Source organism: Sunxiuqinia sp. A32, from assembly GCF_052690465.1.
On record NZ_JBQYLI010000020.1, the window covers coordinates 1 to 23778 of the forward strand.

A 23778-nucleotide genomic window follows, 5' to 3' on the forward strand; every position below is an offset into this window, starting at 1 on the left:
AGATTGATAACTTTCAATCTTTTTCCCACTCTTCGCTGAAAATAAAAAGAGGCCATCTCTTTTGAGACAGCCTCTTTATTATTTGAGAGTTTTATTTATTTTTTTGTGGGAAGTACATCAATATCAAGTGCTCCAGTAATCTTTCCAATATTCTCCGGATCAATGATTCCCCGAATACTGATAAGTGCGTTGTCATCACCTCCAACTACCAATAACAACTCTGAAAATTTGCCACCTCCGGCATTCCGTGCATAAAAACGTACGACTTCGTCTTTTTCGGTAACTTCCATTAATACTTCATAGTCATGATTTTTGAAAAAACCGTCATCGTCGAGTTCCTTATAGAAGTCAAGCGATTTATTCAGTTCATCATCATCAACAGCAAGTATTCTAACACCTTCCAATCCCGATAGTATATCAGCTTCCGGACCGCTGTCTATCTTGCTTGCAAAACCAAGCAGTGCACCACTAATATTTACTGTGGTCATTCCTTCTTTGTTGGCATATTTATCAAAAAGCTTGTCAACCGGGCTTTTTTGGGCCATCCCAAATAGAGGGATTAGCAGAATTAATAGAATTACAAATCGTTTCATAGCTATTGTTTTTTTAGTTTTTCACTTATTTTTTTACTGGTTTGAACCTCTTGGAAACCTTTCTCAAGAATGTCCATTCCTTCTGTTAATGGTTGGGAAGCTGTGTTCAATTTTTTTACCGGTTGAAGCTGCACTAACCCTTTTTGGTACTTGCCGGCAACATATTCAAGGGTTCTTCTAGCTTCGACGTAAGCCTGGTCCGGATCTGAATAAGTATCTTCCCATTTATATTGATTTTGATTGAAATTCACAACTAATAAAGCAATCATCAGGGCGGCAGCAACAGCTGTTACAGATTGCCACAGCCAGCGATATTTATTTTTTTCTTTATGTTCGCTTTCCAGGATGAAATCCATGATGTCTTCTTCCAGCTGCCCATCCTTGGTTTTTGAAAGCAGGCTAAGTCCTCCAAAAAACTCGCTGTAAGGTTGAAGTTCTTCATCAACTTCCCCCGAAGAGAAATAAGCCCTCAGAATTTCTTCATCCTGACTACTGCTATTCCCTTCAAAATAATCGTGCAGCTTTTGTTTGATGTCCTTCAAGTCCATATGCTTGCGTTTTTAAAAATTCATCTCTTACTTTTTTTCGTGCCCTTGATAAGTTTACCCGAATTGCATTGATGTTGAGCTCTGTTCGTTCTGCAATTTCGTCATATTCCAACTGTTCAATGTCCCTCATTCGCATCACTGTTTGCTGCAAGTCCGGTAATTTATCTATCAAGTTTCTCAATATGATTGCCGTTTCCGACAATTCCACTTCCTGTTGAAGATCTTGTTGTTCTTCCTTGTGTCTCTTAATCTCTTCTTCTTCAGCAGGAAAAGAACGTTTTGCCCGATACATGTCCAGGCATTTGTTACGAGTCATTCGCATCGCAAAAGCTTCTATGTTCTCCACTTTCTCGAGTGAATGCCTTTTTTGCCAAAGTTTTAGAAACACATCCTGAATGATATCTCTGGCCTCCTCTTCATTTTTTGTGAATTGGATGGCGAAGCGCAGTAATTTGCTGCTTAATGGTAAAACCGATGTCTTAAATTCTTTGGCTAACATGCAATTAAACTCGTTATCAATCTGCTTTCAAAGGTAAGACGGTAGCCGTTTAGTTTCATTACATGGGAATGTAAAAAAATAAGTAGCAAAGCTTTTTTTATAAAAAAGCACCAAATCCGTAAATTCAGTGCCTGTTGATTTATAAAGAAGTTTTGGTTTACCAGTTATCAGCTTCAAAAACTCTTTGTGCGGCTGTTAGTTCATCTTCAAGGGGCCAGCATTCCAACCCAACACAGCCAGTATATCCTAACTTTTTTAATTCTTTAAGCACTCGTGGATAGTAAATCTCGCCAGTTCCCGGTTCTTTTCGTCCGGGATGATCAGCAACCTGAATATAACCAACCTGATCAAACCCTTCGTTGAGATGTCCGCAAAGGTCTCCTTCTGTAATGTGCATGTGATAAAGGTCCCAGTTAATTTTTACCATTGGAGAATCTACTTCTCTGCAAATTCTCAAAGCAGGTTCGCTTCCATACAGGCAGTGTCCTTTATGATCGACCCGAATATTCATTGGTTCCAAAATCAACATTAAACCAGCTTCTTCAATCAGCGGTTTTACACGTTTAAGAGCCGTAATGATGTTAGCATGCATTTCTTCCTGAGTCATGCTTTCCTGATCGTCTCCACCAACAACCGTTGCTTTTTTGCAGTTTAGCTTTTTAGCAATCGCAATAGTTTCTTTTATCTTTTCTTCAAAAAGATCGTGGTTTTCAGGATTATTCATTCCCGGATTAAATCCCCAGGCTGTAAATTGGCAAATCGTCAATCCAAGTTCTTTGCACTTAGCAGCCATGGCATCTAAATCCTTTCCATCGGTACTCCAAAATTCGATGGCAGGAAATCCTAATTCAGCAGTCTTGTCAATTCGCTCTAGCACCGGAAGATCGCTCCACCAGATTTCGATGTTAACAGCAAATTTGGTGTTGGGAGTTTGCCCTGGCTTTGCCACTTTCTTTTTATCGTCGTTACAACAACTACTTAGTGAAGTGGCAGATAATGCACCTGCAGTTACCGCAAAACTGCCAGTTTTTAGGAAATTTCTTCGGCTTTGACGTTCTTTCATGGGATTAGTTATATGGTTTGAACCTTAAAAATACGGATAAATATGAAAACTCTGTTAAATTTCAATTTATCCAGTGTTTTTCCTGCACGGATCGTTTGATGCCACTTTGATATTTGTATTTTGGATGCCCAACAATAACCGACATAATAGCTTCATGGTTGGCTGGAATCTGGAAAATTTCTCTGACTTTATCCACTTTATTTATTGATGCAGGAACAATCTCAATCATTGTTGCACCAAGTCCAAGCGAATGTGCCGTTAGCATGGCATAAGTTGCATTAATTAACGAGTTATTCGTGTGCTCAGCTGTGTTTCTATTCGCATGAAAAATAATAATTACAGGTGCTCCTCTGGTAATTCGGTCTCCATATTTTAGTTTATAGTTTTCCAATTTTGCCATTGGATATAAATGATGCAGGACCGTATTGAATTTTTCAACGCTATTCCGTTTTCTCATTAAAAATCGTGAAATCGGGTTTTCAATCCATTTGACTATTTGATCTAGAAACCTTTCGATATGAGGAAGGGCAGACTCAATTTTCTCACGATTGTTAACCACTGTAATATTAATTTCTTGCGGGTCTGATCCAAATGGCGCAAATGAAATTGAATCAATAATTTGGGAGATTAGTTTATTGGAGACTGGTTTTTTCTTAAAGTTTCTAATCGATCGGCGAGTTGCCAAAAAGTCCATAAATTGATCATACTCGATTATATTTGCAGGCAGGTCAAATAAATCATTTTCATATGAAAATCCATCAACATGAATTGCTTTCGATTTACAAATAGCCATACATTGCCCACATTTCAAACAAATGGATTCACGCGCTTCAATAAAGTAGGTTTGATCATTTTCGGTGGTTCCAATTATATTGGTAGGGCATATTTCAATGCATAATTTGCAATTAAGACATAAGCTATGGTCAATATAATTTTCAGAAATACTATTCATTGGTTATACACTTAAATTAAGTCTTCTTTTAAAAAGTGAATAGAAATAGAATTTTATATTCTATTCATAATTAGTGCATTATAAGAAGAGCCTTCGTCGAAATGTAAATTTAAACGATGGTTGTTATAAGATCTGACAAAACTCAAGCCGTTCACCATCCGGACCTGAAATATTAAAATATCGACAACCCTTTTTCCAGAAATTTAAAAATACAGGACTATCTTCTAAAATCTCAAAACCTTTACTTTTAAGCGTTGTAAAAGTTTCATCAATATCTGAGACGTCAAAAGCAACATGATCAATTCTTCCGTCCTTACGTTTTTTTACTTCGCTTAATTCGGGCTCCGGCATTTGATAAAGTTCAACAATTACCTTCCCATGTTTCATCATTGCGACTTTGCCTTCTGCTCCTTCATGGTCAAAAGTTGATCTCATGACAGGTTTAAAACCGAGACGTTCGTAAAATTCTCGTGATCTTTCAATATTGCTTATCGGAATTCCGATGTGCTGCAGGTGATTAATTTTTATGCTCATGTATATCTGTTTTTAACGGTCCTTTAAAAATAGCCAGAATTTCAGAGTAATAATGATTATTTCAGGTATTCTGAAGCAGCTTTTAAACTACCATGTGTTTTTCTGCATAAGCCTGAGTCCATGGACAAACGGCCAAACATCTCAAACAGGTAGTACATTTATAAACATTCACAATGTCATCTCTTGATTTGCCAATGTTCCATTGTGTGCCATGGATAGCGTTTGAATTACACACCTCCTGGCAGACTTTGCAATCTCCACATTTAGGTGGAGAATACGGTTGTCTAATAGTTTTTAAGGGCGCATCCGTTAGCACGGAGCACATCGAAATGGCGCTTCCAAATTTAGGGTTTACCAATAAGTCGTGCTTACCTATCCACCCAATACCAGCCATTAATGCAATTGTTTTATGAGGAAGGGGAGTGGTCTTTGTATTTTCATTATAGAATCCGGTTTTAGCGATATGATCTTCCGATTGAGAATAAGCTGAATATCCTTTCTCAATAAGGAAAGATGCCAATTGGTCAGCAATCCTGTCTGTTTTTAACTCAGTTTTGTGAAATTCGTCGTTTTGGACTTGTTTGTTGCGAATCATCCGGGCAACAAAATCAGGAGTATTGATTATTTCCTGCAAATATGCTGGAGATAATACAATTCCAAACAAGATTGCGCTGGCGAAGCCTTTGTTTTGCTCCTTTGCCAATTGTGAAATATCTATGAAATGGACAAAATCAACCTTGTGATTTTCTAATTCCGCTTGAATTTCACTATTTATAGCCATTCCTGAATTTCTTGTGATTGAATGTTGAAACCTTAAAAGAGACTATGAATTTAGTAAATTTCATCCCAAATAAGTGGTTGATTGAAACGTAATATTTTGATTGGTACAATTTCAGTCTCCACTCAAAAATTATTTAACTAAATTGAGCCACAAATAACTTAACACATTCACCCAAAAAAGCAGAAATGAAAAGTAGACACAGAGGTTGGCAACGAATTTTACTGATCATTATTCCTTACATTCTTGTAGTTGGAGTATTTCAATATCTTGGTTCCTTAGTGATAGGTATTGATTTAATGAATCCAGTTGACGACAAAAGCCCCATGCAACTGGTTATTCTTTCCGCTTTTTCATTGATAGGCACTCTTTTAGTAATATGGCTTTTTGTTCGATTTATTGAGAAGAACAAGCTAATAACTCTCGGTTTGAATTTTAAGGGACAAAGCAAAGAGCTTAACCGTGGTATTGCGATTGGTATTATGATTATGCTGTTGGGGTTTGTTTCCCTACTGGCAACTAATCAAATATCTTATCAATCAATCAATTTTAATCTGTTAAACATTTTTCTCACAATTATTCTTTTCATGATTGTCTCTTTTTCCGAGGAACTTTTACTCCGGGGATATGTTCTTCGAAACCTGATGATCTCATTTAATAAGTATGTAGCACTACTGGTTTCATCAATCCTTTTTTCGTTGATGCATGCTTTTAATCCAAACGTTAGCACCATTGGGTTGGTAAATATTTTCCTGGCCGGGATATTATTAGGAATCACCTACATTCATACAAAAAATCTGTGGTTTCCATTGGGATTGCATTTTAGTTGGAACCTCTTCCAAACCTGGTTAGGTTTTAATGTAAGCGGACAAGACAGCTATTCAATTCTTGAAATTTCTGTTAATCAGAACAACCTGTTTAGTGGAGGTGAGTTTGGTTTTGAAGCTTCCATACTGGCTTCCATTTTTCAATGTGTGGTCATTGTTGGATTAGGGATCTATTATCAACGAAAATCGCAAGTTGTCACTTTGGATTAGAACTTGGTGACATGTTAAAAATCAATTTAAATTGTAAAAACATGCGATAGATACCTGACCAATTTCGTAATTTGGGTAACGAAATAGGAAAAAGGTGATTTTATGAATGAGATTCATTCGATAACAGTAACTGAAAATCAGAAGTATTTGCTGGCATAATAAACTTTTCAATATTAGATATAAATCTAAAACATGAAATGATGAGCCTTATACGAACTTTGCCATTATTTGTATTTCTATTTTTACTTTCATTTCAATATCAAGTTTACGGGCAATCAAACCCTATTGGAACCTTTATTGAATCGCCAACCTGTCCTTTTAGTTTGCCCGATGGTCTAAACTTAGGTGAAAATTTTAAGTTTGGTTATATTGACGTTCCGGAGTTTCATGATCGTTCAAGTTTGAATAGCATACGCTTGGCAGTTGCAATATTCCCTTGTAGCAATCCCTCGATAGCGGAGGAGCCAATTGTTATGAATACAAGTGGTCCGGGGAAGTCCAATCTAGATAATTTTATTCCACAAATTGCTGGTGGTCTTGGAAACTACCTTTTGCCAAACAGGGACATTGTAATAATTGAACTTCGAGGATTGCGATACTCTTCATCTTTTTTAGCATGTGGTGAGGTATTCGAAGCAAATAAGGATATGTTGGATGAAAATTTGAGCGTAGAAGAAACAATGTTTCGATTGGGACATGCTTTGAGAAATGCCAAGCAACGATTTGAACGTGAAAATATCAATCTCTCTGCCTACAATAATTTAGAAACAGCAAAAGATATCCATATGGTTATGGATGCACTTGGATACAATAAATTCAACTTAGTTGGTTCTTCTGCAGGCACTTTAGTTGCCCATCATGTCATCCGAGAAAAACCGGATCGTGTGCGTTGTGCAATCCTTGATGCAGGGTTGCCCATTGATTCAACAATACTTTTCAACTATGTGCCAATTATAATAAACAGTTTAAAAAACTATTTCAAGGAATGTCAAGAAGATTCACTGTGTCAGAATTCATTTCCAAATATGGAAGAACGTTTCCTGAAACTCATGGACCACTTAAACAAAGAACCTAAAGAGGTGCGCGTGAAAGATCCTGAATCAGGTAATGAAGTTTCAGTTCTGATTAATGGATATCGGCTAGCCGAGCATGTTTTACTTCATATGTTCTATTCTACTCAAATTCCAGTCTTTATTGGCAATATTCTTGATGGAGATTACAGTTCGTTTGCCGATTTTGCAATAGGAAAATTAAGCCCCAAATTCTTTGCCGATGGACTAGGTTATACTGTTTTTATAAATGAAGCAGGGTATTATGAACTTTCTGACATTGACATTGATCCTAAATACCAAACATTTGCAGATGGAATTACATTGTCCGGATTGGGGGGGAGATATTTATTGGAAGTTCAGAAGCAATGGAAAATTAAGTGCGCACAAGCATCAAAAGAAATAATTCACGAATCATTTGATACACCTTTATTAGTTTTAAATGGGAAGTACGATCCTGTAATTCCAGTTCAATATGACGAGGTTCTAAAAAAACAATATACGAATTGTTATATTTATCGTTTTGATGGTGTGCCCCATTCTGCCTTTGATAATGCAACATCATGTGCATTACCCATGATTCTTGAATTTTTAAATAACCCCATAAAAGCGCCGAATAGTGACTGTATGAATAATTTTAAGCAAAAATATAATGTGAAGTAAATATGCCCTACCATGTTCAGAATAATTCAGTTCAAAACCGAATTTGTTGACATTTAAAAACATCATTTCTTGCAAAAACAGGATTAATATCCAATACTTGCTTTATATGGTTGGGGAATTGTTACTTTTGTGCGTAGACAAAATCAATTTATATATGGCGAAATCGCAACAAACATTTAGCAAAAAAGAAAAAGAGAAAAAACGTTTAAAGAAAAGACAAGACAAGCTGCAGAAACAGGAAGAGCGCAAGGCGAATTCTAAAAGCTCAAGCCTTGATGATATGATCGTGTATGTCGACGAATATGGAAATTTCACAGAGACTCCACCAGATCCGACAAAAAAGAAGAAAATAAATGCAGAGAGCATTGAAATTAGTATCCCCAAAAAAGAAGAAGTTGTGTTTGACCCAATAAGAAATGGGAAGGTCGACTTTTTTGATCATTCAAAAGGATTTGGTTTTATTATAGATCATCAAACAAATGAAAGATATTTTGTCCATGTAAATGGACTAACGGAAGAAGTACAGGAAAGAGACAAGGTCAGCTTTGAATTAGAACAAGGGTTAAGAGGATTAAATGCTGTTCGCGTAAAGAAGATTTAACAACGGACGGCGCGAACTCTAATTCACCTGCATTCGATTACTAATTGTTGTAAGCGACTATGACAGCCTCGTTTTGATGATTATTCCATCGGTTTGGTAAATCTAACCGATGGCCATCTCCAACAGAATTCAAAAAAGCTTTCTAATAAATATCACCTGGGATATCTCAGGGATGAATAATATTTTATTGGCCTCCTAATCCGTCAATTGGCGGATTAGGCTCCCTACTCGTAGGAACAGCGTAGTGGGGCAACAATATACAAGAGTGTCCCCTGTTGAAACTTTATTCAAAAGCAAAATCAATGATTATGATGATTTATGTAACTTCGGAAACATAAAATGCACAAAATACATACTAAAGCGGGATGTAATATTTAGTGAACATACACATGCGTTGTGCATAAATCTGCCTCTGGGTGATTGTATAATAAATAGAATATGAGAATATTGCACGTGTTAAGTTCGGGAGAGTGGCGTCAAATGTCATTAAAATGACAGGATAAATTCACGTTAAAATGACTCTTGGTTTTTAAGTTATTTGCAATATTGCGGACAATACTATGATTATGAAACAACCTGATTTAGGATTCAAGATTATTGAGTTAAGACAAACCAAAGGATTAACTCAAGAGGAGTTGGTAAAACAATGCAATATAAGTGTAAGGACTTTACAACGTATTGAATCCGGCGAAGTGGAGCCAAGAGGATATACCTTAAGATTAATTTCTAAAGTTCTTGATTTTGATTTTTTCAGCCTATCTCAAAATGATTCTGATCATAATTCGAAAGCAAGTAAATCCGACGATATAATTAATTTAGACAAAGCTAGAGCCATTTTAATTAAGAGATACGCTTTATTAAGCAATTCGTCAGTTGATAAATTAAAAACTAAACTCGAAACCATCCCAATTGAGGATATTATAGAAAAACATAATAAAGTGCTTACGTTATCCATAGTATTAGTAATAATGGTTAGTATTTCTGTTATTGTTCTTTTTGTGTCTTTATACTTAGCAGAGCATATTACAATTATTTTGGTTTTAAATGTCTTAGTGCTTGTTGTTTTTCTAAAGGGATTGCATGACAATTATGAAATTAAAAATATTTTAAAAGCACTTAAAGAAATCGGATAAAACAAAAAATCGGAACTCTGAGCTGGATTGGCCGGCTGAAAATAATCCAGTTTTAAAGGGGTGTCCCTAGTCCGAAACCCACAACTTGAAACTCGCATCCCGCCCATCAATAATTCCCTGCTTCGCTCTTTGCCTCAGCCTAAAAAATGCTTACTTTTGTCGGACTCTGAAATTCAGCGAATAAAGCGTATTAAATTATGAAGATTTCCTATAAATGGTTGAAAGACTATATTGATACCGACCTGACTCCAAAAGATCTGGAGGATGTATTAACACAAACTGGCCTTGAGATAGGTGGCATTGAAGAAGTTGAAAGTATTAAAGGAGGCCTGCGAGGATTGGTCATTGGTGAAGTTGTTACTTGCGAGAAGCATCCGAATTCGGATCACCTGAGTAAAACTACTGTTGACGTAGGTACGGGCGAAATTTTGCCGATCGTTTGTGGTGCTCCAAATGTAGCAGCCGGACAAAAAGTGGTGGTCGCCACCATTGGTACGATCCTTTACGATGGAGACAACGAATTTCAAATTAAGAAATCAAAAATACGTGGTGAAGTTTCACAGGGAATGATTTGTGCCGAAGATGAAATTGGTTTGGGAGCCAGTCATGATGGCATTATGGTTTTGCCTGCGGATGCGAAAGTTGGCACCCCTGCGAGTGAATATTTCAACGTGGAATCGGACTATGCAATTGAAGTTGACTTAACTCCAAACCGAATTGACGGCGCTTCGCATGTTGGTGTTGCCCGCGACCTGGCAGCATATCTGAAACAGCAAAAAGATATTTCTTACACCAAACCATCGGTTGATGATTTTCAAGTTGATAACCATGATTTGGAGATTCCTGTTGAGGTGGCAAATCCGGAAGCTTGTCCAAGGTATTCTGCAGTGACCATTACTGGCGTTGAAGTAAAAGAGTCACCCGAATGGCTGCAGAATCGTTTGAAAGCAATTGGCCTAAATCCAATTAATAATTTAGTTGACATTACTAATTACGTCTTGTTTGAGACCGGGCAACCACTTCACGCTTTTGATGCTGACGAAATTACTGGGGGGAAAGTAATTGTTAAAACAATGCCTGCCGGAACAAAATTTACCACACTGGATGAAGAAGAGCGAGAGTTGAACGAAAACGACTTGATGATTTGCAACGCTGAAGAAGGAATGTGTATAGGTGGTGTGTTTGGCGGAATTAAATCGGGTGTGAAAGAAAGCACCAAAAATATTTTCCTTGAGTCTGCTTGTTTTGATCCAGTGTTTATTCGTAAAACAGCTCGCAGACATGGATTGAATACGGATGCATCTTTCCGTTTTGAACGTGGTACCGATCCAAACGGAACACTTTACGCATTGAAACGTGCTGCTTTATTGATGAAAGAAATAGCTGGTGGAAAAATTTCAACAGAAATTTTAGATATATATCCCGAACCGGTTGAAGACTTCAAAGTGGAAGTTAGCTATGCCAATATTAAACGACTTATTGGTAAAGATTTGGGAGCCGAGCGTATCAAATTGATTTTGGAAGGACTGGAAATTAAAGTGGATGCCGAAACTGAAACCGGCCTGTCTCTTTCTGTACCTCCATATCGTGTTGATGTAAAAAGGGAATCCGATGTAATTGAAGAAATCTTACGTATTTATGGGTACAATAATGTTGAAATTCCAACCAGCATAAATGCTTCGTTGCAATATTCTGTGAAGCCTGATCCTGTGAAAATTCGTAATTTGATGGCAGAAACACTGACTTCGCAAGGATTCAATGAAATATGGTCAAACTCATTGACCAAGGCCAGTTACTACGAAAACGGAGAAACTTATAAAGACGAACATACGGTCAAACTTTTCAACCCATTAAGTAACGATTTGGGGGTAATGCGTCAAACGTTGTTATTTGGCGGGCTCGAAGCAATTGCTTACAATGCCAACCGTAGAAATGCAGACCTTCGCTTATACGAATTTGGAAACTGCTATTTTCATAATGGTTCGGAACTCACTGAAGCCGTTTTGAAAAACTATCGTGAAGAAGAGCATTTGGGTATCTTCATAACTGGCAAAAAGGAAAAGGAAAGCTGGGCAATGGCAGAAACTGAGAGTTCTTTCTTCCAATTGAAAAGCTTTGTTGAAAATTTGCTCAACCGTGTTGGAATTAAACCAGATCAGTTAAAAGGTGAAAGTTTCAATAATGAATTAATTGCTGAAGGTATTGCTTATAAAACTCCATCGGGAAGATTAATTGCAGAATTGGGTATTGTTAGTAAGCAGCAATTGAAGAAATCTGAAATTGAAAGCCCGGTATACTATGCAGACCTGATGATGGACAATATCATTCTGGAACAGAAAAATACCAAAGTAATGTTTTCTGAATTATCTAAATATCCTGAAGTTCGCCGCGATCTGGCTTTACTGCTGGATAAACAAGTCACCTTCGGACAAATTCGTGAACTGGCAGAAAAAACAGAAAGAAAATTGTTGCGGAATGTCGATCTGTTTGATGTTTATGAGGGAAAAGGTGTTCCGGATGGCAAAAAATCGTATGCTGTAAGTTTTACCTTGCGTGATGATGAGAAGACGCTTAAAGACAAGCAAATTGATAAGATCATGCAACGACTCATTAGCAGCTTTGAACGAGAGATAGGAGCAACACTCCGATAAAATATACTAAGTTAACAAGCGGGTGATTTTAGATCACCCGCTTACTTTTTAAAGACACTTTATGAGCAATAACCAAAAAGGAATCTTATACGCTATACTCACTGCATTTCTTTGGGGATTCCTGGCGATTGCGTTGAAAGTAGCTGCCAGAGAAGTAGCACCAGTCACTATTGTATGGTTTCGGTTTACCATTGCGTTTAATTTTTTGGCACTCTGGCAATCGGTAAAAAGACCATCGTCCCTCAAGATTCTTATAAAGCCTCCCTTGCTATTGGTTATTGCAGCTATTGCTCTATCGTGGAATTACATGGGCTTTATGCAGGGAATTCACTACACCAGTCCAAGTAATGCGCAACTGGTTATTCAAACAGGACCTATAACTTTAGCATTGGCTGGCATTATCTTTTTCAAAGAGAAAATAAAAATCAGGCAGATACTGGGGTTTGTCCTGGCATTAACAGGATTTTTCTTTTTCTACAGTCAGCAAATTAAAGTGATGATTGGTCAGGAAAGCCAATACAATATGGGAGTGCTTTTTACTTTTAGCGGGGCGATGGCATGGGCAACCTATGCAATTATTCAAAAAAGATTGGTGCAAAAACATGCAACCACGACTCTCAATTTATTTCTGTTTGGTTTTCCAACATTGGTCTATCTTCCATTCGTCGATTTTACTCCGCTGTTATCTTTGAGTTGGATTTGGTGGCTCCTGCTATTGTTCCTGGGCTTGAATACGCTCATTGCTTATGGAAGCCTTTCGCAGGCATTAAAATATACCGAAGCCAACAAGGTGAGTGTTATTATCATTCTCAACCCAATGATTACTTTTCTGGTAATGGGTTTACTGACCCACATGGAAGTTTCATGGATCGACCCGGAGAGATTTTCAGTTTATTCATTACTTGGTGCCGCGTTAGTATTGGTAGCTGCGATTTTGGTGGTTGGAAGAAAGTCAAAAAAGATTTCTTGATTGTCCAATAACCAAAACTTAATTCCTTTTATCATGCTTTATTGGCTTTGAAATAGAGAAGCCAGGCAAGCCTGCCAGTTTGCGAACGAATATGATCGTTGGATGTAATTCCTGCCTCTACGAGTCAATTAGCCCGGTTCTCTGTGATTTATAGGTATAAATAATGATCGACTTTTGAAAATATGATAACCTTCCTATTTACATGAAACATCAACCAGTATAAAGGACTGAGGTTTTAATTCCAAGGTCAGTTTATCCTTCGTAAGAGACATTGATTTTTCTACTGGCACAATTACGTCTTCCTTCTCGAGCGTGTTGTATTTCATTAATTGGTCGGAATATAGCTCAGTTACTTTTACTTGGTCACTGGCAATTTTTCTTCCTTTAAATTGAATAGTAACCTGCTCTGCTTCAGGTTTTGAATTCACTAATTTCAAATAGATATGCCCACTGTTTTTATCGATCGAAGCACTGGAATAAAGTCCATTATCGCCAGCTAAAATTTCCTTTTCACTTAACACAGGAACCATGTGAGTTCCTCGGTGGGTTGAATACATTTTCTGCACGTAATAGTTCGGTGTAGCTACTGCATTTAAGTTATCGAACCAGATTAAATCAGGACGCCATTGCCATGCATCTTTGTGTGCAAGTAGTGGGGCATAGGATGCCATGTATACAACATCTGCGTTACGCTCCAATCCAGTCATAAAAGCAGCTTCAGAAAGAGCACTTAGCCAATTGTTATTGGATGATGGATATTCATCATTCACGCGGGTATGACTTGCAAATTCTCCGGCAAACACCTTAAGTCCATCCCGATCATAGGAATCGTAACGGGTGGCTCCGTTAAAAAACCATTCAGGATCACGATAGTAATGTTCATCAACTAAGTCAGCCTGCTTTCCTTTCAATTCTTTCCACAAATATTCAAAACGATCCCCATCTGAACTTGGGCCAGAACCTGACACAAGCTTAACATCAGGATATTTTGCATGAACTTTTTCCGCGATTAACTGATATCGTTCCAGATATTGGATTCCCCATTGTTCGTTACCAATACCTAAATATTTTAAGTTGAATGGTTCAGGATGCCCCATTTCTGCTCTAAGCTTTCCCCATTTGTTGTCGACAGGGGCGTTTGCAAATTCAATAAGGTCGATTGCATCCTGAATATATGGATCCATTTCATCCAGAGGTACGAGCTCTCCTGTATTGTACTGGCAGGCCATTCCGCAGTTTAAGATGGGAAGTGGTTCTGCATTCAGATCTTCAGCAAGAACAAAATACTCGTAAAATCCAAGGCCAAATGATTGGTAATAGTCAGGAGTATGGCGGTGCATAAATTCCGTATTCCAACGGTTAATTATCAGTTCACGATCATCAATGTCACCAACTGTCTTTTTCCATTGGTAACGTAAATCCAAATGATGACCTTCAACAATACAACCTCCAGGGAAGCGGACAAATCCAGGCTGTAAATCAGCCAGCATTTGAGCCAAATCAGCACGCATGCCGTTTTCTCTGTTTTTGAAAGTATGAACAGGAAACAAGGATACATAGTCAATATCAACGATTCCATCTCCAATCATTGAAATCTTCAAATTAGCTTTCTCGCAAGTTTTGGTGGCTTTCAATATCAACTCATTCATTTCCCAATTATTATTGAGCGTCTTAATTATTGAATGACCAATTGATTCGCCATCCATATCCAACAAATCAATATTTAATGAAAGATCATTATTTTCTACGAATTTTGACCGTAATTTCAATCGGTATTCCTCACCTTTTTGAATACCCATTCCTCGAAATCCAACGTTTTGAATAAAATTGGTTTGACCGGAACTTAAAGGTTGTAGCTGTATATAACGATGATTCTGTCCTTCAATTTTTTCGTTTATAACAAAAACGGAATCGCGGAAAGGTACTTTCCAACCTTCTAATGGATTTGGAAACTTAAAAGAACGGTTTATAACTAATTCAGCATAAAGACCACCATCAGCAGCAAAATTAATGTCTTCGAAAAAGACGCCCCACATTGTGGGTTGAATTGCAATATTAGCTTGACCTACCAGAACTTCAATTTTTTTCTGAGCATTTACTGATGCGCTAAAAAGGATACTTATTAGGCCAAAAATTAGTACAATCTTTTTCATGATGACAATTCGTTTAGTAGATTAATTATTACCTTTTCAATTAGTATAGAATTACAACGTGTTGCAAAATATTGTATAAAAGTACAAAATACTTTTTAAATTTCTTGTATGTTTGAAAATTTTCTATTCTCATGGATATCAAATATTACTAACTTTATAAGAAAAAGTTCTATGAGAAAATTTATATGGGGACTGATTGTCATCTTCTTTACGTCTTGTGTATCAAATACTCAAAATAAAATTATAACCGTAGATGGTGAAATTGATTCATCTGAAATGGGAATTACGTTGGAGCATGAGCATGTTCTGGTCGATTTTATTGGGGCTGATTCCATAACGCCTGGCCGATATGATTCGGAAGACGCTTTTCAAAAAATTCTTCCATATTTAATGGAGGTGAAAGCTCACGGAGTGAAAACACTGGTTGAATGTACACCCAATTACCTTGGGCGTGACGTAAAATTGTTGCAAAAACTATCTTCAGAATCAGGAATTAACATTCTTACCAATACTGGATTTTATGGCGCTCAAAATAATAAGTTTATTCCAAAACATGTATTGGAAATGCCCGCCGAAGATATTGCTCAATTTTGGATTGCCGAATATGAGCAAGGCATTGAAGGAACAGGAATAAAACCTGGTTTTATCAAAATGGCTGTTGATCGAAAACCATTGTCGGAATTTCACGCAACACTTGCCAAAGCTGCTGCGATTGCACACAAAGCAACTGGTTTGACAATCATGTCGCATACCGGCCCAGCACTGGGAGCTTTTCAGCAATTAGAGATTTTGAAGGGGGAAGGTGTTTCTCCTGAGGCGTTTATCTGGACACATGCCAGTAACGAAGAAGATTGGTCAAAATTAGTGGAAGCAGCTAAAATGGGCTGTTGGGTTTCTCTCGACAAGTACGGATGGAGTGAGGAAGCATTAAAAGGGGAAACCTTAGCGTATCTAAAAGAACAAGGTGTTCTAAACAAAATTCTGATTTCGCATGATGCTGGCTGGGTTGATCCCGTAAAACCAGATCGGGAATATAAGGGCTACACGTTGATATTTGAAAAACTAATTCCCAATCTGAAATCCAAAGGATTTACAGATGGTGACATTGAAATGCTTTTAGTATCAAACCCGGCAAATGCTTTTACTGTTAAGACAAGGTTGTTAATCAATTAATATAAGATCGTATGAAAAAGACTATACGCTATGCAATTGTTTTTATAGGCATTCTTACTTTATCGGCTTGTGCAACGCAATCAGTTGGAAATGTAATAGATCCCCCGGGTTTCTTTTACGGCCTGCTCCATGGTTTCATAATCCTTTTTAGCTTTATAATTAGCTTGTTTACCGATTATGAAATTTATGCATTTCCCAACGCAGGTGGGTGGTATAACTTCGGCTTTTTGTTGGGTGTCACGTTTTTCTTTGGAGGAGGTGGAGCAAGTGCCAAGAAAAAGAGAAAATAGTTCCTGAAATTATTCAACAAGAACTACTTTCATTATTTTGAAACTGTAACGATACTTTACGCAAAATCAAACATCTTTTTCAACCTGAATCAATCTAAATTATACCATGAAAATTTCAAAGCCAATTCTTTTATTGTTTGTAATTTCCCTAGCTTGGTCCTGCACTCCAGAAGAACCAACTAACCTTGCAGAAAACAATATAATTCCTCGACCAGTCTCAGTGACAACTACTGGAAAATCATTTAAACTAAATGAGAAGACATCAATTTATGTTGAAGTAGATTCAGAGCAATTAGCAAATACCGCAAACTATTTAAGTGAAAAACTGAAACTTGCAACGGGCTTTGAGTTAGCAGTCAAAGTAACAGAAGAAGCACCATCAAAAGGAATTTATCTGGTACTTTCGGAAGATTCAGATTTGGGGAGTGAAGGTTATGAATTGTCGATTGAGAAAAAATTACTTACCCTAAAAGCAAACAAGCCTGAAGGGATTTTCAGAGGAATTCAAACTATCCGCCAGCTTTTGCCTTCAGAAATTGAAAACACATCTGTTCAGCAAATAGACTGGGCAATTCCAACTGGGATAGTCAGGGATTATCCGGAGTATGAACATCGGGGAACTATGCTTGATGTAGCCCGTCATTTTTTAGGGGTTGATGATGTAAAGCATTATCTCGATTTGATGGCATATTATAAATTCAATGTAATGCACTTGCATTTATCGGATGATCAGGGGTGGCGAATTGAAATTAAGTCGTGGCCCAGATTAACAGAAATTGGAAGCGCTACCGAAGTTGGTGGAGGAGAGGGAGGTTTCTTTACACAGGAACAATACAAGGATATTGTGAAATTTGCTGCAGACCGTTTTATAACTATTATTCCTGAAATTGACATGCCCGGACATACAAATGCGGCTTTGGCTTCATATGCAGAATTGAATTGTAATGGAAAAGCAACTGATTTATACACTGGTACGGATGTTGGTTTTAGCACTCTTTGTACGGACAAGGAAATTACTTATGAATTTATCGACGATGTTGTTGGAGAGTTAGCGGAACTTACTCCGGGACCATATATTCATATTGGCGGAGACGAATCGCATGTCACTAAAAAAGAAGATTATATTCCATTTATTGAGCGCGTTCAGGACATTGTGTATTCGCATGGAAAGACGATGATTGGCTGGGACGAAATAACATTGGCTAAGCTTGACAATCGAAGTATTGCACAATATTGGGCAAGTGCTGAAAACGCTAAAAATGCAGTTCAACAAGGAATTAAGGTAATCATGTCTCCTGCAAAAAAAGCTTATCTTGATATGCAGTATGATTCAATCAGTCCGCTTGGATTGCATTGGGCTGGATACATTGAAGTCGATACTGGTTATAACTGGGATCCTGTAAAGCTGGAAAAGGAAATCGGACGCGAGAATATTTTAGGCATCGAGGCTCCGCTTTGGTCCGAAACGGTGACGAATCGCGCTGATTTGGAGTTTTTGGTTTTTCCCCGCCTTGCTGGTTACGCAGAGATTGGTTGGTCGCCTGCTGAAAGTAAAAATTGGGACGAATACAAATTACGCCTGGCTTCTCATGGAATGCAATATGACATTTGGGGATTAAATTATTATCGATCTAAACTAGTCCCATGGGGAGATTAGTAAAAAAAATACAAAATAAATAAAGCGCAGCGGTTAAGGCAACTGCGCTTTATTTGAATCCATACAATATTATTTTATTTCGAAGTCAAACATTTTTTTGTCTTCCAAAAAACCTTCCAATCTGTCACCAATAGCAACAGGGCCAACACCTGCAGGAGTACCAGTGTAAATTAAATCACCAATTTTTAGGGTGAAAAATTTTGAAATTTCGCCGATCAGTTCTTCTATTGAGAAAAGCATATTCGCGGTATCACCTTGCTGAACAACCTCTCCATTCTTTTTCAATTGAAATTTAATCGATTCACGATCGCTCAAGTCTTCAACCGGAATAAATTCAGAACTAATTACAGCAGAGCGATCAAATCCTTTTGCTTTTTCCCAAGGAAGACCTTTTGCTTTTAGTTGATTTTGAAGGTCTCGAGCCGTAAAATCAATGCCTAATCCCAACTCGTCAAAATAGCGGTGTGCAAAGCGCGTTTCAATATTTTTCCCCAGTCGATTGATTCTTACAATCAATTCACATTCGTAATGCAAATCATTACTAAAATCGGGGATGTAAAAGGGCTCATTATTTCTAAGTAGAGCAGAATCAGGTTTCATGAAGATGACAGGTTCTTCAGGAATTTCATTATTTAATTCCCTGGCATGATCTCTATAATTTCGTCCAATGCAAATGATTTTCATATTTTATGCGTTTCAAGTTACATGTTAAGGATTTTCCGTTTCTCTATGTTCCAGTAAAACCCGAGAATTCAATTTTGAATTATAGCTTTTAAAACTGTTCTAGATATCCTTCATTCTAAGTTTTATAGCTGTCAGCACTTTTTTTGTGTAAAGAGGGAATTCACTATTTATGATCCAGCCAAAATAACCTGGTTGTTCCCGTAAAACCTTCTCTACGGGGATTCCTTTATTTTTTCCAAAGTTAAAGACTTCCACTCCATTCTCATCATAAACGATTCTACCAACAAAATCAACATTCCGGTCGTAGGAAGAGAAGTCACTCAATTTATTGACATCGTTTTGAATCGGTTTGGTTTTTACCCCTTTATTGTCCTGATGCTCGACTTCTTCATACAAGTCTAATTGGGATTTTAACACCTCATAGGTTGCTTTGGTATCTGCCATTGCACTGTGTGCATCAATCAACTCCTGTTGACAGTAAAATTTGTAGGCTGCAGCCAATGTGCGTTTTTCCATTTTATGGAAAATTGCTTGCACATCAATGAATTTTCGCTTTTTGAAATCAACATCCACGCCAACTCGAAGGAACTCTTCGGCCAAGAGTGGAATGTCAAATCGATTGGAATTGAATCCTGCCAAATCACATCCTTCCAGGAATTTTGCAAGCGATTTTGCAACCTCCTTAAAAGTTGGAGAATCTTTAACATCTTCATCGTAAATTCCATGAATCAAGCTCACATGCTCGGGAATTGACATTTCAGGATTGATGCGCATCTCCTTTTCCTCTTCTGTACCATCCGGATTAATTTTAAGAAACGCAATCTCAACAATTCGATCGGTTACAATATTAATTCCGGTTGTTTCCAAATCTAGAAATACCAATGGGTTTTTTAAGTTTAACTTCATTTTTTCGAAATTTAAAGCTTGAATATTTCCATGAAATCAATTCCATGAAATTCTGATAAAAATTATTTAAAATTAAAAAACCTAACAAGACATTTCCTGTTAGGTTTAGTTCTATATTATTGAATTTTTTCTTTAGGCATTGATCATCATTGGCATGAGCAGCATGAGCACATCTTCTTCATCAAATTCCTTTTCTGCAGGTAGCAATAGGCCAGCTCTTGTTGGATCAGACAATTCAACTTTCACTTCTGACGAAGAAAGGTTGGATAGTATTTCCACTAAGAAGGTTGATTTAAAACCAATCTCAATTTCATCGCCTTCATATTGACACTTTAAGCGTTCAACAGCAGAAATTGAGAAATCTACATCCTGAGCCGAAACTACCAATTGGCTATCATCAATGTGTAATTTGATCAAATTACTGGCTTGATTTGCAAATACGGATACCCGTTTGATGGTGTTGTACAATTCAAGTCGGTCAACAATTAGTTTGTTCGGGTTATTGGTTGGAATTACTGAATTATAACTTGGATAATTACCTTCAACCAATCGACAAATCAATTTAAAATTGCTAAGCGTGAAAAATGCATTTTTATCATCGAATTGCAGTTTTACGTCAAACTCTTCTTTTGGAAGTAAGCTTTTCAATAAGCCTGCAGGTTTTTTAGGAAGAATAAAAGATGATTCAACTTCAGCCTTTGCATCGCTTCTTTTATATCGAACCAGTTTGTGAGCATCTGAAGCAACAAACGTTACATCATCCAACCCAAGTTCAATGTAGATACCATTCATCACCGGACGAAGTTCATCATCAGCAGTGGCAAATAATGTTTTTGTAATACCATGTAGCAGAACATCATGGTTAATATCAATAGATGCTGCAGCTTCTTCGTTCAACGTTGGTAGTTGAGGGAAATCTTCGCCGTTTTGGCCAACAATACTAAACTTTCCATTTTCAGAGAAGATGTCAATCGCAAATGTGTCATCATTAATCTGAAATGTAAGTGGCTGTTCCGGGAACTCTTTCAGAGTGTCATTCAGTAATTTCGCTGGTACAGCAATATCACCATTTCCTTCTGTGTTATCCAACTCAATGCTGGTAATTAAAGTTGACTCCAGATCAGAAGCAGTAATCGTAAGCAGATTATCTTCCAATTGAAATAAATAATTATCCAGAATAGGTAAGGTATTTTTAGAACTAATCACCTTACTTATGGCATTCAGATGACTTAGTAACTCGGTACTGGAAACAACAAATTTCATTGATATTGCTTTTAAGTTTTTGTCTATCGGTTATTTACAAAATTGACGAAAGCTGCAAGAGCCCGCCGTCTGAATTATACGAATATACAAACTTTGCTTTTTTTTACCTATGCTTCGTGAATAGATTTTATACAAAAGAATTAACGATGGTACTTATATCTTCGGACAAGGTTGAAAATCAGCCCAAATAAAGAAATTAACACCAAAGGTAAAACGATATTTAATGTTTGCCAGAACAAACGTTGTTCGCGTATTTTTACTTTGTCTAGCAGGCGGATTTTGAACACTTGGGAACGCAAAGACATAATGCCAAGATCATCGCTCAAATAATTAATTGCATTCACCATGAATTCCTTATTTCCAAAGGTTTGTCTTGAATATCGGTCGTACCCAAGTGGCAAGGTTTGAATCTGCCCGTTTCGGTGAGTAACCTGGTTTGCGATTAAACTTCCGTCAGCCAAAACAATCATTTTGGCAGGTTTTGATTCGCTCAAGAGATCGATCCCTTGTAGGTTAAATTGATCAACCATCCGGTTTTGAAACACGGACGGAAAAATACCTTCAACTAATACGCCCACTGGTAATAGCTTATCCTGGAATAAGTTCCGCGCAGGCGGGTTGTTAATACTTTGCAGACTAACCTCAAATGGTGTGCGCAATTTTCGCGAATAAAGGGAGGTATGCAGAATAACTGACTTTTTAAGGTTTGGATTTTTACCCACCGTATCAATGGAACTTACAAATTCTGATTCGATGCGGTTCAGATTACGGCTAATTTCATGATCCTGTGATGGAGTAAGCAAGGGAGAAAAATACCATGGAGCCGGTGTATATTTTGGATTGTTAGCATCTAACGAAGTATTGACAGGAATCATTAGACATTCAACATCCTGCAATAAATCAGGATTCACACGGATGCCATATTTGAAAAACTGATCCATTAGATTTAAATCGCGAGGAAATGCCAGGGTTGTTTCACCACGGCTTAAGCTATCCAGGCTTACCTGAACAGGATCGATGAGCCAAAGTAGATTTCCCCCACGCATCAAATATTGATCGATGTAAAACTTATCCTGCTCTTCGAAAGGTCGAGAAGGGTCTGCTACAATCAACACTTTTGGAATAGTTTTGCCATTCACTAATTGAGTTGATTTCAAATCCTTTACTTCGTAATTTTCCATTAAGCTTTGGCGAATATCCTGCGTTTCAGAATTACTCAATTCGTCCTGTCCCTTGAGAAAAGCAACGACGGGTCTTTCATCATTTAATAATTGTTTGAAAGCTCTGGAAAACTCAAATTCAAGTTTTTCAATAGAATTATTCAAATTAACTTCGGAAGGCAGATTTTGATTGTTACTCAATAAATTCACACCAATTTCATAATCTTTATAACGAATAACTGCTCCCGGGAAAATTAATTTGGTCACGGTGCCTTCATCTTGTTTCAAACGAAGGTCAGTTGGTTGTAATCCAAGGGTTATCAGGCGATCAAAAAGTTGGTCTCGCTCTTTTTGATTCTCTGTCATTTTATAAGGATCGTGCAATTCAAATCTAATTCGCTCTCTGGAAAAGGCATTCATATCCTGAATCTTTTCCTTTACAGCACCCTGCAATTTTCTGAATCCAGCAGGAAGTTCTCCATCTAAAAATAAATCAATTTTTACTGGAGCATCCAGTTGTTGAACCATTTCCTTTGCAAGATCAGAAAGGCTGTAACGCTTTTCTGAAGTCAGATCCAACCGAAAAAAGAAAAAGCCTGATAAGTAGGAAAGTATTATTAAACCAGCCATCAATGTCACTAACTTTTGCAATTGCTTTTTCCATTTCTTTTGACGCAGTTGTAAGGTCATACTAGTCAAAACCAAAAAGAAAAAAGTTAGTGAAAGAAAATAGATCACATCCCGGGAATCAACCACGCCTCGACTAATAGAAAGATAGTGCTCGTTGATGCCAAGCCGTATGAAAAATTCATTTAATGCAACCGATAAATTTAAAGAGGCTACTTGTTCGATTCCTACATAAAATAAATAGGATAGAAACAATGAGAGGATAAATGAAAACACAGGATTGTCTGTTAATGAAGACGAAAAAAGACCGATTGCAACATACACAGCTGCCAGAAAAAACAGACCAATAAACGATCCCCAGGCAGCGCCACTATCCCAGTTTCCAACTGGGTTTCCCAATGAATAAACAGAATAGAAATAAATTAGAGTGGGCAAAAGACAAATTAAAACCAGCACAACTCCTGCCATATATTTTGACCACACCAGCTGAAACAATGAAAGTGGTCGTGTCACCAGTACCTCCAAAGTCCCCAATCTTTTTTCTTCGGCAAACAAGCGCATGGTGAGTGCAGGTATCAAAAACAGGAATATCCATGGAGCTAATGAGAAATAGGTATCCAGGGTTGAATAACCATTATCCAGTATGTTGAAATTGCCGGGGAATACCCATAGAAACAAACCATTGCCAATTAAAAATACAAAGGCAATTAAATACCCGGTAAGCGATCCAAAAAAGCTGGTAATTTCTTTTCGAAATAAACTAAACATTGCGCTGTATTTGTTTTTACCCAAAC

21 protein-coding genes are annotated in these 23778 nt (G+C 37.3%); 9 read left to right on the forward strand and 12 right to left on the reverse strand.

The genetic code is table 11. From position 1 onward, the window contains the following. Positions 1–95 precede the first annotated feature (95 nt). The 7 genes from ACUNWD_RS17260 to ACUNWD_RS17290 all read right to left on the reverse strand — a co-directional run bounded on the left by ACUNWD_RS17260 (position 96) and on the right by ACUNWD_RS17290 (position 4970). Entirely contained in the window at positions 96–593 is a 498-nt protein-coding gene (locus ACUNWD_RS17260) for a DUF4252 domain-containing protein (RefSeq protein WP_445589097.1), read from the reverse strand. A gap of 2 nt (positions 594–595) precedes the next feature. Then, positions 596–1141, reverse strand: a complete 546-nt coding sequence (locus ACUNWD_RS17265; protein ID WP_445589098.1) for a hypothetical protein — start codon at positions 1139–1141, stop codon at positions 596–598. Continuing rightward, positions 1098–1640, reverse strand: coding sequence for an RNA polymerase sigma factor (locus tag ACUNWD_RS17270; protein WP_445589099.1), 543 nt, complete (start codon positions 1638–1640; stop codon positions 1098–1100). The genes ACUNWD_RS17265 and ACUNWD_RS17270 overlap by 44 nt, the downstream gene beginning before the upstream one ends. A gap of 157 nt (positions 1641–1797) precedes the next feature. After that, the gene (locus tag ACUNWD_RS17275; RefSeq protein ID WP_445589100.1) at positions 1798–2703 is read right to left on the reverse strand and encodes a hydroxypyruvate isomerase family protein; all 906 of its coding nucleotides are present in this window, start codon (positions 2701–2703) and stop codon (positions 1798–1800) included. 61 nt (positions 2704–2764) lie between these two features. Continuing rightward, complete coding sequence (locus ACUNWD_RS17280) at positions 2765–3655, reverse strand: nitroreductase family protein (protein WP_445589101.1); 891 nt, start codon at positions 3653–3655, stop codon at positions 2765–2767. A gap of 123 nt (positions 3656–3778) precedes the next feature. Beyond that, on the reverse strand, positions 3779–4189 hold the full coding sequence (locus ACUNWD_RS17285) for a VOC family protein (RefSeq protein ID WP_445589102.1): 411 nt from the start codon (positions 4187–4189) through the stop codon (positions 3779–3781). 82 nt (positions 4190–4271) lie between these two features. Continuing rightward, positions 4272–4970, reverse strand: a complete 699-nt coding sequence (locus ACUNWD_RS17290; protein WP_445589103.1) for a hypothetical protein — start codon at positions 4968–4970, stop codon at positions 4272–4274. 185 nt (positions 4971–5155) lie between these two features. Here ACUNWD_RS17290 and ACUNWD_RS17295 point away from each other — a divergent pair, with 185 nt between their 5' ends. The 6 genes from ACUNWD_RS17295 (at position 5156) to ACUNWD_RS17320 (ending at position 13071) form a co-directional block, all read left to right on the forward strand. Next, the gene (locus ACUNWD_RS17295) at positions 5156–6004 is read left to right on the forward strand and encodes a lysostaphin resistance A-like protein (protein WP_445589104.1); all 849 of its coding nucleotides are present in this window, start codon (positions 5156–5158) and stop codon (positions 6002–6004) included. A 200-nt stretch (positions 6005–6204) separates the two neighbouring features. Beyond that, entirely contained in the window at positions 6205–7716 is a 1512-nt protein-coding gene (locus ACUNWD_RS17300) for an alpha/beta fold hydrolase (RefSeq protein WP_445589105.1), read from the forward strand. Between the two features lie 154 nt (positions 7717–7870). Continuing rightward, positions 7871–8317 (forward strand): cold-shock protein, encoded by a 447-nt coding sequence (locus ACUNWD_RS17305; RefSeq protein WP_445589106.1) that lies wholly within the window; start codon positions 7871–7873, stop codon positions 8315–8317. A 566-nt stretch (positions 8318–8883) separates the two neighbouring features. Beyond that, positions 8884–9450, forward strand: coding sequence for a helix-turn-helix domain-containing protein (locus ACUNWD_RS17310; protein WP_445589107.1), 567 nt, complete (start codon positions 8884–8886; stop codon positions 9448–9450). Positions 9451–9647: 197 nt separating this feature from the next. Further along, positions 9648–12101: a phenylalanine--tRNA ligase subunit beta gene (gene pheT / locus ACUNWD_RS17315; protein ID WP_445589108.1), complete on the forward strand. Its 2454-nt coding sequence runs from the start codon at positions 9648–9650 to the stop codon at positions 12099–12101. A gap of 61 nt (positions 12102–12162) precedes the next feature. After that, positions 12163–13071, forward strand: a complete 909-nt coding sequence (locus ACUNWD_RS17320; RefSeq protein WP_445589109.1) for a DMT family transporter — start codon at positions 12163–12165, stop codon at positions 13069–13071. 194 nt (positions 13072–13265) lie between these two features. Here the strand turns inward: ACUNWD_RS17320 and ACUNWD_RS17325 are convergent, their stop codons facing one another. Further along, positions 13266–15224 (reverse strand): alpha-L-arabinofuranosidase C-terminal domain-containing protein, encoded by a 1959-nt coding sequence (locus ACUNWD_RS17325; protein WP_445589110.1) that lies wholly within the window; start codon positions 15222–15224, stop codon positions 13266–13268. Between the two features lie 171 nt (positions 15225–15395). Between ACUNWD_RS17325 and ACUNWD_RS17330 the strand changes: the two genes are divergently transcribed. The 3 genes from ACUNWD_RS17330 (at position 15396) to ACUNWD_RS17340 (ending at position 18344) form a co-directional block, all read left to right on the forward strand. Beyond that, complete coding sequence (locus tag ACUNWD_RS17330) at positions 15396–16397, forward strand: phosphotriesterase family protein (RefSeq protein WP_445589111.1); 1002 nt, start codon at positions 15396–15398, stop codon at positions 16395–16397. Between the two features lie 11 nt (positions 16398–16408). Then, positions 16409–16687, forward strand: coding sequence for a hypothetical protein (locus tag ACUNWD_RS17335; protein WP_445589112.1), 279 nt, complete (start codon positions 16409–16411; stop codon positions 16685–16687). A gap of 106 nt (positions 16688–16793) precedes the next feature. Further along, positions 16794–18344 carry a beta-N-acetylhexosaminidase gene (locus ACUNWD_RS17340; RefSeq protein ID WP_445589113.1) on the forward strand — a complete coding sequence of 517 codons (1551 nt, stop codon included), beginning with the start codon at positions 16794–16796 and terminating at the stop codon, positions 18342–18344. 69 nt (positions 18345–18413) lie between these two features. Here ACUNWD_RS17340 and ACUNWD_RS17345 read toward each other — a convergent pair whose 3' ends face one another. The 4 genes from ACUNWD_RS17345 to gldG all read right to left on the reverse strand — a co-directional run bounded on the left by ACUNWD_RS17345 (position 18414) and on the right by gldG (position 23752). Next, positions 18414–19028 (reverse strand): fumarylacetoacetate hydrolase family protein, encoded by a 615-nt coding sequence (locus ACUNWD_RS17345; protein WP_445589114.1) that lies wholly within the window; start codon positions 19026–19028, stop codon positions 18414–18416. Positions 19029–19127: 99 nt separating this feature from the next. Further along, the gene (locus ACUNWD_RS17350; RefSeq protein WP_445589115.1) at positions 19128–19934 is read right to left on the reverse strand and encodes an exonuclease domain-containing protein; all 807 of its coding nucleotides are present in this window, start codon (positions 19932–19934) and stop codon (positions 19128–19130) included. 132 nt (positions 19935–20066) lie between these two features. Beyond that, positions 20067–21197, reverse strand: a complete 1131-nt coding sequence (gene dnaN, locus ACUNWD_RS17355; protein ID WP_445589116.1) for a DNA polymerase III subunit beta — start codon at positions 21195–21197, stop codon at positions 20067–20069. A gap of 140 nt (positions 21198–21337) precedes the next feature. Beyond that, entirely contained in the window at positions 21338–23752 is a 2415-nt protein-coding gene (gene gldG / locus ACUNWD_RS17360) for a gliding motility-associated ABC transporter substrate-binding protein GldG (RefSeq protein WP_445589117.1), read from the reverse strand. Positions 23753–23778 lie beyond the last annotated feature (26 nt).

Bases quoted from the DNA above. Each gene is read 5' to 3' on its own strand.
- ACUNWD_RS17260 (WP_445589097.1), bottom strand. From the start codon at position 593: ATGAAACGATTTGTAATTCTATTAATTCTGCTAATCCCTCTATTTGGG.
- ACUNWD_RS17265 (WP_445589098.1), bottom strand. From the start codon at position 1,141: ATGGACTTGAAGGACATCAAACAAAAGCTGCACGATTATTTTGAAGGG.
- ACUNWD_RS17270 (WP_445589099.1), bottom strand. From the start codon at position 1,640: ATGTTAGCCAAAGAATTTAAGACATCGGTTTTACCATTAAGCAGCAAA.
- ACUNWD_RS17275 (WP_445589100.1), bottom strand. From the start codon at position 2,703: ATGAAAGAACGTCAAAGCCGAAGAAATTTCCTAAAAACTGGCAGTTTT.
- ACUNWD_RS17280 (WP_445589101.1), bottom strand. From the start codon at position 3,655: ATGAATAGTATTTCTGAAAATTATATTGACCATAGCTTATGTCTTAAT.
- ACUNWD_RS17285 (WP_445589102.1), bottom strand. From the start codon at position 4,189: ATGAGCATAAAAATTAATCACCTGCAGCACATCGGAATTCCGATAAGC.
- ACUNWD_RS17290 (WP_445589103.1), bottom strand. From the start codon at position 4,970: ATGGCTATAAATAGTGAAATTCAAGCGGAATTAGAAAATCACAAGGTT.
- ACUNWD_RS17295 (WP_445589104.1), top strand. From the start codon at position 5,156: ATGAAAAGTAGACACAGAGGTTGGCAACGAATTTTACTGATCATTATT.
- ACUNWD_RS17300 (WP_445589105.1), top strand. From the start codon at position 6,205: ATGAGCCTTATACGAACTTTGCCATTATTTGTATTTCTATTTTTACTT.
- ACUNWD_RS17305 (WP_445589106.1), top strand. From the start codon at position 7,871: ATGGCGAAATCGCAACAAACATTTAGCAAAAAAGAAAAAGAGAAAAAA.
- ACUNWD_RS17310 (WP_445589107.1), top strand. From the start codon at position 8,884: ATGAAACAACCTGATTTAGGATTCAAGATTATTGAGTTAAGACAAACC.
- pheT (WP_445589108.1), top strand. From the start codon at position 9,648: ATGAAGATTTCCTATAAATGGTTGAAAGACTATATTGATACCGACCTG.
- ACUNWD_RS17320 (WP_445589109.1), top strand. From the start codon at position 12,163: ATGAGCAATAACCAAAAAGGAATCTTATACGCTATACTCACTGCATTT.
- ACUNWD_RS17325 (WP_445589110.1), bottom strand. From the start codon at position 15,224: ATGAAAAAGATTGTACTAATTTTTGGCCTAATAAGTATCCTTTTTAGC.
- ACUNWD_RS17330 (WP_445589111.1), top strand. From the start codon at position 15,396: ATGAGAAAATTTATATGGGGACTGATTGTCATCTTCTTTACGTCTTGT.
- ACUNWD_RS17335 (WP_445589112.1), top strand. From the start codon at position 16,409: ATGAAAAAGACTATACGCTATGCAATTGTTTTTATAGGCATTCTTACT.
- ACUNWD_RS17340 (WP_445589113.1), top strand. From the start codon at position 16,794: ATGAAAATTTCAAAGCCAATTCTTTTATTGTTTGTAATTTCCCTAGCT.
- ACUNWD_RS17345 (WP_445589114.1), bottom strand. From the start codon at position 19,028: ATGAAAATCATTTGCATTGGACGAAATTATAGAGATCATGCCAGGGAA.
- ACUNWD_RS17350 (WP_445589115.1), bottom strand. From the start codon at position 19,934: ATGAAGTTAAACTTAAAAAACCCATTGGTATTTCTAGATTTGGAAACA.
- dnaN (WP_445589116.1), bottom strand. From the start codon at position 21,197: ATGAAATTTGTTGTTTCCAGTACCGAGTTACTAAGTCATCTGAATGCC.
- gldG (WP_445589117.1), bottom strand. From the start codon at position 23,752: ATGTTTAGTTTATTTCGAAAAGAAATTACCAGCTTTTTTGGATCGCTT.